Source organism: Rhodococcus olei (genome assembly GCF_039540555.1).
GTDB lineage: Bacteria > Actinomycetota > Actinomycetes > Mycobacteriales > Mycobacteriaceae > Rhodococcus_G > Rhodococcus_G olei.
In genome coordinates this window covers 185,643-199,699 of the sequence record NZ_BAABFB010000059.1, presented here as the reverse complement: position 1 = coordinate 199,699, position 14,057 = coordinate 185,643, and the positions used below count along the sequence as shown (strand labels likewise).

Below are 14,057 nucleotides of genomic sequence, written 5' to 3'. Positions count from 1 at the left end.
GCAGGCTAGAGTGCGCCGCCGGCCGCGGCGGGGGCGCCGACGGATTCGGCTGCGGCACTGTTCATCTCCCGGGCCACGAAGGCCTCGAGGTCGAACAGGTTGGTGCCGGCACGGTCGGCGATCGCGAGCAGGGTGCTCATCGAGGCGACCTCCTCGACCTGCTCCTTGAGGAACCACTGCATGAACTGCTCACCGAGGTAGTCGCCCTCGTCGCGCGCGGTGCGTGCGAGCCGGACGATCTGTTCGGTGACGGTCTTCTCCTGCTGCAGGGCCAACGCGATCGGCTCGCGGGGGCTCGCGAAGTGCGACTGGGCGGGGTCGACTCCGCTGAGCTCGACCTCGATGTCCCGGTCGAGGAAGTACTGGACGATCATCATCGCGTGGTTGCGCTCTTCGACCGACTGCGCGTAGAAGTGCCGCGCCAGCTGCGGGAGATCGGCATTGTCGAAATACACGGCGATCGCGATGTACTGGTGCGAGGCGTTGAATTCGAAGCGAATCTGATCGTGGAGGAGGGCGTGAAACTTGGTCTGGTTCGCGTCGTCCGGCATGGTCATGGGTAGCGACGATAGCGCTGGTCAGGGCCGTGCGCATCCAAGTCGAACCTTATTGAGGACAGTGTTCCCTAATTTCGCCGTCGCCGATTCCGGTGTCGCCGTGCGGATTTTCGGGCGCGTCGACGCACTCGCCCCGTGAGTGTCCCCCGATCGGGGGAGGGCGGATTCGTCCCCCCGGCGGCCCGGGTGGTGGACAGACGCGGCGGCCGGGAGCCGCGATCGTTGTACTCGCACCGGGAACACCCGGAACACCAACTCACACAGGAAGTCACGACGATGAGCACCGAAGAGATCAAGCGCCGGATCGAGGCCATGTTCGCGGACGAGGATCCGCGGGACGTCCCCGTCGAACAGGGCCCCGCAGCCGGAGTGCAGACACGATGAGCGCCGGCGTTTCGCTGTCCCCGTCGCGTCCCCGCGTGTTGTGCATCGGGAATCCCGACTCGCTCGCCGAGGCGGCGCGCTGGCTCACGAGCAACGGCCTGGAACCGACCACGATGCCGGACGGCGAGCTGGTCGCGGCGGTCGCCACCGAGGATGTCCTGGACGGGCTGTGCACGGCCACCGAGGCGATCGCGATGCAGCACGTGCGCACCCGGGACGTGCCGTGTGTCAGCGTGCTGCACGCGCGCCGGGTCGGTGCCGCGGCCGTCGGGTGAAACCCGGCGCGCGGCAGCCGTCGCCACGGCGGTGCGCCACGGCCGCACCGGGGGCCGGACGGAATCGTGCCCCCGGGCCGCGGTCAGTTGGACGTGATCAGATCCGCCGGCACCGGTTCGTCGTTGGCGAGGGCGTCGAAGAACCGGGAGGCCCGCTCGCGGTCCCACAGCAGGACGTTGCCGGAGCCGGCGACGTCCTCGAATCCGCCGACCGGAACCGTCGTCGTCACCAGGTCGCCGCGCATCGCCCACGCGAGGCCGGCCAGGTTCCACAGGTGGTCGCCGTCGTCGACCTGGAGTGACCCCGCGGACTTGGTGATCAGCGGCCACAACCGGAACGGGTTGACCAGCGTCCCGATGCTGGTGGCCTTGGCGAGCAGGGCCGCCATGAACGTGCGCTGGTTGTTCATCCGGTCCAGGTCGGCGAGTGGCGTCGCCCGACTGCGGACGAACCCGAGCGCCTGCGCGCCGGTGAGCTCCTGGCACCCGGGCTGCAGGGTGACGCCGGCGAGCGGGTCGTCGATCGGGTACGGCACGCACAGGTCGACGCCGCCGATCGCGTCGACGAGGCCGGCGAACCCGCCGAATCCGATCTCGGCGTAGTGGTCCATCCGCAGTCCGGTCGCCTGCTCGACGGTCTGGACCAGCAGTTGCGGCCCGCCGATCGCGAACGAGGCGTTGATCTTGTCGCGCCCGTTGCCGGGGATCGGCACGTACGAGTCGCGGGGGATCGACACCATCGTCGCGGGACCGCTCTTCGGAATGTGCACGACGAGGATCGTGTCGGTGCGCTGCGAGTCCAGCTCGCCGCCGGTCGACAGCTCCTGCTCCTGCTCGGCGGTGAGCCCGGTGCGGCTGTCGGACCCGACGAGCAGCCAGTTCGTGCCCGGGGTGTCGCCGACCCGGCCCGGGTAGTCGGCGAGCGCGTCGATCCGGTTCAGGGAGCGGTCCAGGTAGACGACCGACCCGGCCGCGACGACCAGCAGGGCCAGCAGGATCAGCCCGATCCGGCGACCCCAGTGCGCCGGCCGGCGCGGGGGCCTCGAAGGTCCGGCCGGGGGAGTCGACGCCGGGCGGCCGGGCCGAGCCGGCGGCGGCGGCGGGACCGGGGTGCCGGACCGGGGACGCCGGGCGTCGGCGTACGGCTGCGGGGTCTGCGTCGGTGCGTATCCGGACGCGGATCCGTGCGGAGGCCGCTGCGGTGCGGCCGGTCGCCCCGCGCGCGGGGACGGTTCCGGTTCCCGGGACCAGGCCCGCTCGGGCGCCGCGGGGCGTCCGTCGCGACGGATCACCTGGGTGCCCTCCGGGGTGGGCGGCGCGGATCGGCGCGGATCGGCCGGTCCGCCGCGGTACCGCTCCTGGCGAGGGTCCACCGGCGCCCCGCCGCGCGGCGGCGGAACCGGGCGGCGCTGCGGGTACTGCGGAGGCACGCGTCCTCCGGCCGCCTGCGGGCCGCCCGCACCGCGCGGTGCGGGACCGGGGCCCCACGACTGGGCCCGGCGCGGGTCGCCGCCGTGACCCGCTGCGGGGTCGCGGGCGTCGCGGTACCGGGGATTGTCGCCGTTCACACCGGAAACTGTACTGGTCAGGGAAGCCAGGACACGTGGTCGTGCAGCGCGGTGTACCCGACGAACGCGACCGTGTCGATCAGCCAGTGCGCGACGACCAGGGGCCACAACTTGCCGGTCCGCTGCCAGTACCGGCCGAACAGCACGCCCATCACGACGTTGCCGAGACCGCCGCCGAGGCCCTGATAGAGGTGGTAGCTGCCGCGCAGCAGCGCGGACGCCGCGAGGGAGGCGTTCTCGCTCCAGCCGAGGCGACGCAGCCGGGAGATCAGGTACGCCACGACGAGCACCTCCTCGGCGGCGGCGTTGGCGAGGGCCCACAGCACCAGCGTCGGCAGCCGCCACCAGTGGTCGTCGAGTGTGCTCGGCACCACTGTGAGGTTGGCGCCCACCGCGGTCGCGGCGAGGTAGAGCGCGAGCCCGGGCAGTCCGATCAGCGCGGCGAGACCGACGCCCGGCAGCAGGTCGCGGCGTGGGCGGGGGTGCCGGCCGAAGCCGATCCGGTCGGGTCCGAGGCCGCTGCGCCACAGGAGGTACAGGCCGAGCGCCGCCCACGCACACAACCGGGCGATGCCGATCAGCTGCCGGCCGAAGTCGATCCAGCCGATCGTCGCCCGAGGAGCGTTCAGGGCGACCGTCTGATCGGACAGCCGGCCCGGCGCCATCGCGGTCTCGATCAGCGACAGCACCCCCGACAGCCCGCTGAGCCCGAACGTGACGAGCAGCACGATCGTGACCTCGGTCCACAGCGCGCGCCGCGCGCGGGGGTCGAGCGGCGGTTCGGTCTGCGGGGGCGGGGCGGGCCGAAGCCAGTCGTCGAGCCGGGTCACGGGCTCGACGGTAGCGCCTCGCCGCCCGGTCAGCGTCGCGCGCGCAATCCGGCCCGGAAGGGGCAGCCGACCAGGATCCGCAGCGCGCGACTCAGCCCGGTGGGGTCGTCGACGGGGGCGCCGAACGGCAGGCGGACGTCGTGGTCACCGCCCTCGGATTCGACCCGCAGCCGAACGCCGTAGCGGTCCAGGCCCAGCGGTCGTACCCGACCGGTCCGCACCGACCGGGGGAGGCGTTGCGCGAGTTGGTGAATCAAGTCCGAGTGGTCGGATTCGAGGTGTTCGAGCCAGCGGTCCTCGACCGCCCAGAACGGGTCCGGCGCGGCGGTCAGCAGGTCGTCGAGCGGGACGGGTTCGGCGCCCCGGCCGTCGGCGACCACGGCGGAGTCGAGCACCAGCCGCAGCAGCGTGGTCGTGTGCCCGACGTCGAGCAGGGCCGGATTCGGGTTCTCGGCGGCGACGGCGGAGGCGAGCGGCCGGACGGCCCCGGTCGGGACCGGGTGCAGGGTGCCGCGCAGCCACACCAGCGACCGGACCCGTTCGCGGAGGACGAGTGGCGCGTGGTCGGTCAGTTCGAGGACGGCGGGCAGTCCGCCCCGCCCGGCCTGCCGGGCGAGTGCGGTGACGGCCACGTCGGTCGGGACCGCGAGCACCACGTCGCCGCCGGACCGCAGGTGGTGCACCGAGACCGTGGCCGGGTCGCCGCCGTCGACGGCGAGCACGGCCTGCTGGGCGCGGGCGCAGGCGGTGCGGACGCGTTCGGCGGTCGACGGACCGGGCGTGGTCGAGGCGGTCATGCGGTCTCCTTTGCGGTTCCCGACGGGGCCGGGATGCAGTGCCGATCACAATAGGTTAGCCATGCCTAAGTTAGGTCAGCGCTCCCGTGCACGCAACCGCTCGAACCGCCGATTACCGTGGACCCGTGGCCACGATGCTCAACCTGCAACCGCCCTCCCCGCGCGATTCGCCGCCCCCGTTCACCGGCCTCCTCGCGGAGATCTGCGCGGACGCCGCCGCCCTGCGCAGCCGCCGCCGGGACGCACTGTTCGGACCGCCGCTGCTCCCCGCCAGCGCGCTCGACGGGGTGGACGCGGCCGCCGGCCCGCTGTGGTTGCGGCTGGACGTCGCCCCCGAGACGTTGCCCGCAGCCGCACCCGGGCTGGCCCGCATCGAGGTCGACTGCCCGCTCGACCAGCTCGACGACGCGCTGGCCCTCGCGCAGGGCGACCCGCACCCGCTGCCGGCCCGGCTCGCGATCCGCGTCGATCCCGGCGCGGCCGGGCGTGGGTGGGCCGCGGAGTCGGCGGAACGGATCGCCGCCGCCGGCGCCCACCCGGTGCTCGCGTCGGGTCTCGGCGCCGACGCCGTCGCCGACTTTCTCGCCGTCCTCGCCCACTCCGACGCCGGCTTCGTCGCGCACGCGAGCACCGGTGAGGAGGTGGTCGCGATCCTCGCCGCCACGGTCGCGGCGCTCCGCGGCGACGACATCCCCGCCGCCTTCGCGGCGGCCGACCCGGCCCCCGTCGCCGCGCTGAGCGCCGCCGCGGCGGGAGCCGTCCGCGAAGTGCTGCTCGCGATCGCCGTGCCCGACGCGGCCGCGGTCGAGCAGCACCTGCACGCACGCGGCATCACCGCCCACCTCGGCGGCGCCTGAGCCCCTGATCCCGGGCCACTCGCTCGGCGTGCGGCCGCGACGCGGGTGCATCGGGTGCGGCCGGGGTGCCGAACGCGGTGCGTAACCTGGACGGGTGCCTCGCATCGCTTACTTCGGACCGTCCGGGACCTTCACCGAGATGGCGCTCGCCCAGTTCGAGTCGGCGGGCGCGTTCGACGGACCGGTCGAGCGGGTGCCGGCGGGCAGCCCGCCGGCCGCGCTCGAGTCGGTCCGCGACGGGTCCGTCGACGGCGCGGTGGTGCCGATCGAGAGCTCGGTCGAGGGTCCGGTGCCGCCGACACTCGACGCGCTGGCCGCCGGCGCCCGGCTGCAGATCGTCGCCGAAACGGAACTGGACGTGAGCTTCACGATCGTGGGTCGACCGGGCGCCGTCCTCGCCGACGTCCGCACGATCCGGGCGTACCCGGTCGCGGCCGCGCAGGTGCGGATGTGGATCGAGAAGCAGCTGCCGGGCGTCGCGGTCGAATCGGCGTCGTCGAACGCCGGTGCCGCCGAGGACGTGGCCGCGGGCCTGGCGGACGCAGCCGTGTCGACCGCCCTCGCCGGCGCCCGGCTCGGCCTCGACGTCCTGGCCGACAACGTGGCCGACTTCTCCGGTGCGCGAACGCGGTTCGTGCTCGTGACCATGCCGCGCCCGGTCCCGGCCGCGACCGGGTCCGATCGCACGTCGGTGGTGCTGCAGCTGAGCCACGAGCCGGGATCCCTGGTCGGTGCGATGGCCGAGTTCTCCACCCGCGGAATCGACCTGACCCGGATCGAGTCACGCCCCACCCGCATCGAGTTCGGCACCTACCGCTTCTATCTCGACTGCAGCGGACACGTCGAGGACACCGCGGTCGCCGAGGCGCTCAAGGCGCTGCACCGCAAGCACACCGTGCGGTTCCTCGGGTCGTGGCCGACCGCGACCCCGGGCGGACGCCGGCCCCCGTCCGACGAGGAGGCCGCCGACTGGCTGCGACGTGTCCGGGCCGGCGAGACCGAAGGAACGAACTGACGTGGCGGGCAAGCTGATCCTGGTCCGGCACGGTCAGACCGAGGCGAACGTCGCCCGACGGCTCGACACCCGGCTGCCGGGGGCCCGGCTCACCGAGCTCGGCGAGGGGCAGGCACACGCCTTCGGCACGTCGCTGACCGGGCCGCTGCCGAAGGCGGTGGTGGCGTCGGAGGCGTTGCGCGCCAGGCAGACCGCCGGCTTCATCGAACGCGCGTCCGGGATCGTGGTCGAGGTTCGGGAGGGTATCCACGAGGCGCAGGCCGGCGATCTCGAGGACCGGTCGGACCGCGCGTCGCACGAGACCTACGCCGGGGTGTTCCATTCGTGGCACGCGGGCGAACTCGGTGCCCGGATGCCCGGCGGCGAATCCGGCGAGGACGTCCTCGCCCGGTACCTGCCGGTCGTGGAATCCTTGAGGGCCCACTACCTCGACGGTGTGGACGAGATGGGCGACGTGCTGGTGGTCAGCCACGGTGCCGCGATCCGGTTGGTGGCCGGTTACCTGGCCGGGATGAACGGCACCTTCTCCGCGGACACCCACCTGGACAACACCCAGACCGTCGAACTGCTCCCCACCGCCGGCGGCTGGGAGTGTGTTCGGTGGGGTGCCCTGCTGCCGCCGTTCGTGGCGCCTGCCGTCGACGTCGTCGACGACCCGATGGGCTGACGGGGAACCGGTCGCCCGGACTCCCGTCCGGTGCGGGGTGTTCCGGGCTGCGTACGCTGAATCGGTGACCGGAGCCGAGCGAGTCGACAAGCGCACCCTGCGCTACGCGGGCCGGCGTCGGCAGCTGCTCGACGCGATCACCGCGTACGTCGTCGCGCACGGGGTCGCGGACCTGTCGATGCGACCGCTCGCCAAGGAGGTCGGCGTCTCGCACGCGTCGCTGCTGCACCACTTCGGCAGCAAGGAGAACCTCCTCGCCGAGGTCATCGAGGACATGCGTGGCGAGTCGATCCCGGCCGAGCTGCTGTCGGAAACGGGCGGTGACCCAATCGAATTGCTGCGGTCGTGGTGGGGTGTGCGGATGGCGCCCGATGCGCTGCCCCGGTTCCGGGTGATGCTCGAGATCTACGTCCAGGCGGTGCTGCGCCCGGACGAGAACGCTCGCTTCCTGGAGCATTTCGTCGGCCAGTGGCTTGAGGTGCTCGAGGCCGGGTTGCGTGCCGCGGGCTGCCCGGAGGAGGAGGCGGCCGCCGAGGCCACGCTGATCCTCGGCCAGGTCCGCGGGCTGTCCCTCGACCTGCTCGCCACCGGCGACCGGGACCGCGTCGAGCGGGCGTTCGACCGGTATGTGGACGGGATCGCGGCGAAGCTCGACCGGTGGCATCGCGCCTGACCCCAGCAGTGAACCCCGCTCGGTTCCGATCGTGCGCGGTGCACGCGGACAACCGGACTCCCGTTCGGCATGGGCCGGTGGCGGTCACCGGGGGAGCAGTGCCGGAACGACGAAGGCGCGCAGCTTCTCCCGGACCCGGTCGAGGGCACCGTCGTCGGTGCCGTACTGGCTGATGTACATGATCTCGAGCTCGGAGATCCACTCGGACAGCAGCCGCAGGTCGAGGTCGGCGCGGATGTTCCCCGCGGCCTGCTCGTCGGCGAGGACCGGTCCCCACAGTTCGTGGGTCAGCTCGACCGCGCGGCCGGACTCGCCCAGCAGCTGGGTCGACAGTGCCATCGACTCCGGGGAGACCAGCCGGTTCACCATCGGGTCGAGATGGCCTTTCCGAATGTCCTGGCAGATGCCTTCGACGATGCGTTCCTCGACGGTCGGCCAGCGGGTGATGCGCGCGCGAGCCCGGCTCATGTTCGCACGGGCGCGTCGGACCACCGATTCGGCGATCAGGGACTCACGGTCCGAGAAGTAGCGGTACACCGTTGCGCGCGACATCGACGCCGCCCTGGCGACGTCTTCCATCGTCGTCTTCGCGATGCCGAACCGTTCGAAACACGCTTCGGCCGCCGCCAGGATCGCCGAGCGGACGTCGGTCCGGGTGTCGGTGTCGGTGCGTGCTGCCACGCGAGAACCGTACCAACTCCGGAAACAACCGAAAGTAATTAGATAAGACGCTAGACATTGATTGTCTCGTGTGTCACCCTCGATCCATGGAGCGAGACGAGAAGATCAGCCTCACGCAGCGGCTCATCGCCCACGTGGACAACAACACGACCGATTACGCGGACGACCTGCTACGCGTGCCCTTCTCGGTGTTCAACGACCCCGAGCTGGCCGCGAAGGAACGGGACGTCGTGCGTCGGTTCCCGCACATCGTGGCGCACGTCGACGAACTGCAGAAGGCGGGCGACTTCCTCACCACCGAGCTGATCGGCACGCCACTGCTCGTGGTCAAGCAGAACGACGGCAGCGTCAAGGCCTTCTCCAACGTGTGCCGGCACCGCGGGGCCAAGGTCGAGTTCGGCGAGTCCGGGTGCAAGCGGGTCTTCGCCTGCCCGTACCACAATTGGTCCTACGGCAAAGACGGTGCGCTGCAAGGACTTCCGCACGCCGAGGGCTTCGACGGCATGGACCGGACCGAGTACGGCCTGGTGGAGTTTCCGTGCGAGGTCCGGCACGGGCTGGTCTGGGTGGTGCCCACCGTCGGCGCCGAGCTGGACATCGCCGCGGTGCTCGGCGCCAAGCACGACGCCGAGGTTGCCGACACGGGCATGGCCGACTCCTTCCAGGTGCGCAAGGAGACCTGGAAGCTGGACATGAACTGGAAGATCGCGGTCGACGGCGTGCAGGACTCGTACCACCTGTGCCAGTTGCACACCAAGACCGTGTGCAACTATCTCGAGGGCAACATCACCGCACTCGACGTGGTGGACCGGTCCTGGCGACTGGTGGTGGCGCGCAAGGCGATCACCGAGGTCCGCGACGCCGACCCGGACAGCTTCGACGTCCGCGACTACTCGCTCGCGAACTACACGATCTACCCCGGCACGATGCTGGTCACCGAGCCGAACCACTTCGAGATCTGGACCATCGCCCCCGACAAGGACGACCCGAACGTCAGCCACTGCACGATCCGGCTGCTGTCGCCGAGGAAGCCGGAGACCCCGCGCGAGGAGCGGATCCTGGAGAAGAACTGGGAGCTGCTGATGGAGACCCTGCACGCCGAGGACTGGTTCGTCACCAAGACCATCACCGACAACGCCGCGCACGGCCAGGTAGACGAGCTGATCTACGGCCGAAACGAGTTGCCCGGTCAGCTGTTCCACAACATGGTCGCCGGTGACGTCGCCGAGCTCGAGCGCGAGCGCGCGGCGCAGCCCGCGGCGGCCCGGTAGCCCCGATGGCGGCAGACGACTCGTCCGGAATCCTGCTGCGCGACCATCCCGCGCCGGGGGTGCTCCGGCTGACCCTCAACCGTCCGCAGGTTCGCAACGCGATCTCGCTCGCGCTGCAGCGGGAGCTGGAAGACGCCCTCGCGGCGGCCGCGGGCGACGACTCGGTGCGCGCGGTGATCGTCGCCGGCGCCGGCCCGGACGCCTTCTCCGCGGGATACGACCTCGGGGAGCTGGCGGAGATGTCGCCGGCGGCGGCCGCCGACGCGATGCTCGAGCGGGAGGAGCTGCTGTGGCGGTACCTCACGTTCGAGAAGCCGATCGTCGCGGCGGTCGCCGGCGCGGCGCACGGCGCCGGCACCATCCTCGCCGCCTGCTCCGACCTGCGGGTCGGGGGGCCGGCGACCCGGTTCACGGTGACCGCCGCGCGTTACGGCGGCGCGAATCTGACGTGGCTGCTCGACAGCCTGGTCGGCGCCGGCCAGGCGCGGGACCTGCTGATGACCTCGCGCACCGTCGGCGGTGACGAGGCGTACCGGATCGGGCTGCTCAGCCGCTACGCCGAGGACGGGGACGTGGCGCGTGTGGCGCTCGATGCCGCGGTCCAGCTCGCCGGGCAACCGCCGGAGGGGCTGCGCGAGATCAAGGCCCTGCTGCTCGACGGCCCGGGCCGGGACCTGCGGGCCCGCTACGACCGGGAGAACACCGTGTCCCGCACCACCCTGCGTCCCCGCCCGATCACCGACCTGTTCGCCGGGTTCTTCTCCCGGTCGGGCAGCCGAACGTGAAGGAGGCCGGCATGACCGAGCCCACCACGACCCTCGACATCTGGAACCCGGGCTGGCCGGATCCGTTCCGCCCCACGGTCAACGCCGACACGGACGACGAGTACGCCGATCTGGTGGAGGCACTTCGCGAGGTGCAGGAGGCGGTCACCCGGAGCCGTCCGACACCCGAGGTGGCGGCGGAGGTCGCGACCGCACTACGAACGGCCGCGCGGCGGTTGCGTACCTTCGAGGTCGACGAGGATACGCAGATCGCCGGAAAGCGCTGGGAGATACCGGGTAAGGGGCACGCCCTTGCGCCCGCCCTGCACATCGACACCGTCACCGACACCACGGTCACCGGACGCGTGACGGTGGGGCGGTTCCACTCGGGCCGGTACGCGATGAACGGTGGGGTAACTCCGTTGATCTTCGACGAGATCCTCGCGCGACTGGCGAACAGTGCCGGTCGCCCCTGGGGGCGCACCGCCTACCTCAACGTGAACTACCGCGCGCCCGCACCGCTGCACACCGAGCTGACCGTGACGGCGGAGTTGCTCGGGCAGGAGGGACGCAAACGATTCCTGCGCGGCGCGCTGCACCACGGGGACGTTCTCGTCGCCGATGCCGAAGGACTGTGGGTGGAGCTCAAACCCGAACAGACACTGAATATCTCGAAAGACGCGGAAGGAAGTGACCGATGAGTGGGTTCTCACTGCTGAGCGGGGTGCGGGTCCTCGAGGTCGCCCAGCTGGCCCCGGCCTCGCTGGGTGGGCATCTCGCGGACCTCGGCGCCGAAGTGATCAAGGTCGAGTCGGGACCGCTCGGCGACCCGGTCCGTGTCGGCGGCAACCGGGCGATCGGCGACGCGGACGGGCCGGCATTCATGCATCTGCGGTGGAACCGTGGCAAGAAGTCCGTCGTTCTCGACCTGCGCAGCCCCGAGGGCAAGCAGGCGTTCCTCGACCTCGCCCGTTCGTGCGACGCCGTCGTCGAGGGCATGCGCGGTGGCTATCTCGACTGGCTCGGGGTCGGCTACGAGCAACTGCGACAGGTGAATCCGAAGATCGTGTTGTGCACCGTCTCCGGCATGGGCACCGACGGCCCGTACCGCGTCCTCGGCACCGGAGGTCCGGTGTTCGACGCCTACGCCGGGATCCGCGCGGTGAGCACCCCCGCGGAGCCGCCGACCGAGGGCATGGCGGGTTCCACGACTCCGCCGATCGCGATGTACGCGCTCGGCGCATACGGGGCGATGGGTCTGCTCGCCGCGCTGCGCAAGGCAAGCGCCACCGGTGAGGGATGCCATGTCGAGGTGTCGGGCATCGACGTCGCGGCCGCGTGGATGCCGGACCTGGTCGACGCGGAGCTGAACCGCGATCGGTCCATTCCACGTCCGACCTGGCTGCCGGACGGGCGTCTGCCGGACTGGCCGCGCCTGGAAGCCTATCGCACCAGCGACGGCGAGGCGATCCTGTTCGGGTCGCACGTCGAGAAGTTCTGGCACAACTTCCTGGTCGCGGTCGATCGTCAGGACCTGATCGGTGTCGATCTCACCACTGCCGACGAGGGTGCACCCGCCCGCGCGGACCTGGTGTGGCGGGCGCTGACGGAGATCTTCGCGCAGCGCACCCGCGCCGAGTGGGTGCAGCTGTTCCTCGAACACGGCATCGCCGGTGGCCCGGTCAACAGCGTGACCGACATGCTCGCCGATCCGCACTTCCGGGCGCGGGAGAACACCTACCGCGTCGACTACCCGGGAGTCGGTGAGCTCGAGTTCGTGGTCAGCCCGGTGCGGGTCGCCGGTGAGAAGTTCGAGCCCGCGCTGCCGCCGGTCGTCGGCGCGGACACCGAGGAGGTCCTGAGGTCGGTGGCGCGATACGACGACGCTCGGATCGCCGCGACGGTTCACCCCGACCGGAACCGGGGCAGCGTGCGTCCGGCGGACTGATCCGCCGCACCCGGCCGAGAACGAAATCCGCGTGAGAGTTGTTGCGTGGGTGTCGTTCTCGTGCTCAATTGTGCCTCGATTCGACCGTCTGCAGGTCCCGAATCGGGAATTGCGGAAGCTGCCTATAGCTGTTAGGTTTTTGAGGCACGGAGTGAGGGCGGTCACACCAGCCGACGCCGCGGCCGGGTGGACCGTCCGACGACCACATGCCGGCGGGCCGGCCTACGAATCGAGGAGCACAGATGAATCTCGCGGACCTGACCCGGTTCTGGGGCAAGACGCGTTCGCAGCAGCAGGCGATCGTGTTCGGGGACACGTCGCAGACCTGGGCCGAGGTCGATGCGATCACCGACGCGGTCGCCCGCGGTCTGGCGGCCCGCGGCGTCCGCAAGGGTGACCGTGTGGCCGTGATGATGCTCAACCGTCTCGAGCTCGCCCACGTCATCCTGGCGACCCTCAAGCTCGGCGCGATCAGCGTCCCGCTCAACTTCCGGCTCACCGCAAGGGAGCTGGCGCCGATGGTGGTCGATTCCGCACCGCGCGTCGTGATCGTTGAGGACGCCTTCGCGCCGTTGCTCGAGGTCGCGGCCGAGCAGTTGGAGTTCGAGACCTACGCGATCGGCGGCAGCGCGCACCCGCCGTACGAGCGGCTGATCGATCCCGGCACCGCACCCGTGGTCGCCATCGACGCCGACGACCCCGGCTTCATCTGCTACACCTCGGGGACCACCGGCGTGCAGAAGGGTGCCCTGATCACCCACCGCAACGCCATGACCCCCGGCATCTCGCAGACCCTCACGTTCGGCTTCTCGTCCCGGGACCGGGTGCTGTGCTCCGCCCCGCTGGTGTACACCGGATCGATCCTGTCGATCTTCATGCAGCTCGTCGTCGTCCCCGGCGCGACGATGGTGCTGCTGCGCGAGTACGACCCGGAGATCGCCCTCGACACCTTCGAACGCGAACAGATCACGGCCACCACCACCGTCCCCGTGATCTGGGAGCGCATGACGATGCTGCCCGACTTCGGCACCCGCAAGCTCGCGAAGTTCACGTTCGCGGGCACCGGCGGCGCGCCGGTCAGCCTCGACCTGCTCGACTTCTACCGATCGCACGGCATCCCGCTCACCCAGTGCTACGGCCTGACCGAGGCGTCCGGCATGGTGTCGACGCTGGCATACGAGGACGCCGTCTCGCGTCCAGGCTTCGCCGGTCTGCCGCTGGTCGGCACCCACGTCCGGATCGGTGACCCGGGCGTCGACACCCCGCCCGGCGAGGTCGGCGAGATCCTGGTCCGCGGCGAGCACACGTTGCGGGAGTATTGGAACAAGCCCGAGGCCACCGCCGCGACGCTGGTCGAGGGGTGGCTCCGTACCGGCGACCTGGGGATGCGGGACGAGGGCGGGTTCCTCAAGATCGTCGACCGCAGCAAGGACATGCTGATTTCCGGTGGCCTGAACGTGTATCCCGCCGAGATCGAGAAGGCCCTGCACGGCATCGAGGGCCTGGTCGATCTCGCCGTCATCGGCGTCAAGGACGACCGGTGGGGCGAGGTGCCGATGGTGATCTTCCACAGCGACCGTCCCGCCGCGGACATCGTCGCGGATATCGCCGCCGTCGCCGGCGAGAACCTCGCAAAGTTCAAGCGCCCCAAGCATGCAGTCGCGCTCGGCGAGCCGCTTCCACGCACCTTCTCCGGAAAGCTCGCCAAACCGTCTCTGCGCCAGCGCTTCCCGGAGGTGCCCTCGCACGCCGTCGCGGTGGAATGAGTCC

15 protein-coding genes are annotated in these 14,057 nt (G+C 71.1%); 10 read left to right on the top strand and 5 right to left on the bottom strand.

Features of this window, described 5'->3' with window-relative positions; translation table 11 throughout:
* Positions 1–5 precede the first annotated feature (5 nt).
* Positions 6–557: a ferritin gene (locus tag ABD951_RS19180; protein ID WP_345348580.1), complete on the bottom strand. Its 552-nt coding sequence runs from the start codon at positions 555–557 to the stop codon at positions 6–8.
* A gap of 380 nt (positions 558–937) precedes the next feature.
* Between ABD951_RS19180 and ABD951_RS19175 the strand changes: the two genes are divergently transcribed.
* The gene (locus tag ABD951_RS19175; protein WP_345348577.1) at positions 938–1,216 is read left to right on the top strand and encodes a hypothetical protein; all 279 of its coding nucleotides are present in this window, start codon (positions 938–940) and stop codon (positions 1,214–1,216) included.
* An 83-nt stretch (positions 1,217–1,299) separates the two neighbouring features.
* Here ABD951_RS19175 and ABD951_RS19170 read toward each other — a convergent pair whose 3' ends face one another.
* The 3 genes from ABD951_RS19170 to ABD951_RS19160 all read right to left on the bottom strand — a co-directional run bounded on the left by ABD951_RS19170 (position 1,300) and on the right by ABD951_RS19160 (position 4,411).
* Positions 1,300–2,508 carry an LCP family protein gene (locus ABD951_RS19170; RefSeq protein ID WP_345349018.1) on the bottom strand — a complete coding sequence of 403 codons (1,209 nt, stop codon included), beginning with the start codon at positions 2,506–2,508 and terminating at the stop codon, positions 1,300–1,302.
* A 293-nt stretch (positions 2,509–2,801) separates the two neighbouring features.
* Positions 2,802–3,614, bottom strand: coding sequence for a CPBP family intramembrane glutamic endopeptidase (locus ABD951_RS19165; protein ID WP_345348574.1), 813 nt, complete (start codon positions 3,612–3,614; stop codon positions 2,802–2,804).
* A 29-nt stretch (positions 3,615–3,643) separates the two neighbouring features.
* Positions 3,644–4,411 carry a DUF2470 domain-containing protein gene (locus ABD951_RS19160; protein ID WP_345348571.1) on the bottom strand — a complete coding sequence of 256 codons (768 nt, stop codon included), beginning with the start codon at positions 4,409–4,411 and terminating at the stop codon, positions 3,644–3,646.
* Between the two features lie 125 nt (positions 4,412–4,536).
* Here ABD951_RS19160 and ABD951_RS19155 point away from each other — a divergent pair, with 125 nt between their 5' ends.
* The 4 genes from ABD951_RS19155 to ABD951_RS19140 all read left to right on the top strand — a co-directional run bounded on the left by ABD951_RS19155 (position 4,537) and on the right by ABD951_RS19140 (position 7,623).
* Complete coding sequence (locus ABD951_RS19155; protein ID WP_425569889.1) at positions 4,537–5,268, top strand: hypothetical protein; 732 nt, start codon at positions 4,537–4,539, stop codon at positions 5,266–5,268.
* A 94-nt stretch (positions 5,269–5,362) separates the two neighbouring features.
* Positions 5,363–6,283, top strand: a complete 921-nt coding sequence (gene pheA, locus ABD951_RS19150) for a prephenate dehydratase (protein WP_345348568.1) — start codon at positions 5,363–5,365, stop codon at positions 6,281–6,283.
* 1 nt (position 6,284) lies between these two features.
* Positions 6,285–6,950 carry a histidine phosphatase family protein gene (locus ABD951_RS19145; protein ID WP_345348565.1) on the top strand — a complete coding sequence of 222 codons (666 nt, stop codon included), beginning with the start codon at positions 6,285–6,287 and terminating at the stop codon, positions 6,948–6,950.
* A 64-nt stretch (positions 6,951–7,014) separates the two neighbouring features.
* Positions 7,015–7,623: a TetR/AcrR family transcriptional regulator gene (locus ABD951_RS19140; RefSeq protein ID WP_345348562.1), complete on the top strand. Its 609-nt coding sequence runs from the start codon at positions 7,015–7,017 to the stop codon at positions 7,621–7,623.
* An 84-nt stretch (positions 7,624–7,707) separates the two neighbouring features.
* On the opposite strand, the gene ABD951_RS19135 is transcribed toward ABD951_RS19140, so the two are convergent.
* Positions 7,708–8,304 (bottom strand): TetR/AcrR family transcriptional regulator, encoded by a 597-nt coding sequence (locus tag ABD951_RS19135; RefSeq protein ID WP_345348559.1) that lies wholly within the window; start codon positions 8,302–8,304, stop codon positions 7,708–7,710.
* A gap of 86 nt (positions 8,305–8,390) precedes the next feature.
* On the opposite strand from ABD951_RS19135, the gene ABD951_RS19130 reads away from it, so the two are divergent.
* The 5 genes from ABD951_RS19130 to ABD951_RS19110 all read left to right on the top strand — a co-directional run bounded on the left by ABD951_RS19130 (position 8,391) and on the right by ABD951_RS19110 (position 14,053).
* Positions 8,391–9,575: an aromatic ring-hydroxylating oxygenase subunit alpha gene (locus ABD951_RS19130; RefSeq protein ID WP_345348556.1), complete on the top strand. Its 1,185-nt coding sequence runs from the start codon at positions 8,391–8,393 to the stop codon at positions 9,573–9,575.
* 5 nt (positions 9,576–9,580) lie between these two features.
* On the top strand, positions 9,581–10,360 hold the full coding sequence (locus ABD951_RS19125; protein WP_345348553.1) for an enoyl-CoA hydratase/isomerase family protein: 780 nt from the start codon (positions 9,581–9,583) through the stop codon (positions 10,358–10,360).
* 11 nt (positions 10,361–10,371) lie between these two features.
* Positions 10,372–11,040, top strand: a complete 669-nt coding sequence (locus ABD951_RS19120) for a PaaI family thioesterase (protein WP_345348550.1) — start codon at positions 10,372–10,374, stop codon at positions 11,038–11,040.
* A complete protein-coding gene (locus ABD951_RS19115; RefSeq protein WP_345348547.1) occupies positions 11,037–12,287 on the top strand; it encodes a CaiB/BaiF CoA transferase family protein in 1,251 nt (416 codons plus the stop codon). The genes ABD951_RS19120 and ABD951_RS19115 overlap by 4 nt, the downstream gene beginning before the upstream one ends.
* Positions 12,288–12,529: 242 nt before the next feature.
* A complete protein-coding gene (locus ABD951_RS19110) occupies positions 12,530–14,053 on the top strand; it encodes a class I adenylate-forming enzyme family protein (RefSeq protein ID WP_345348544.1) in 1,524 nt (507 codons plus the stop codon).
* Positions 14,054–14,057: the final 4 nt, after the last annotated feature.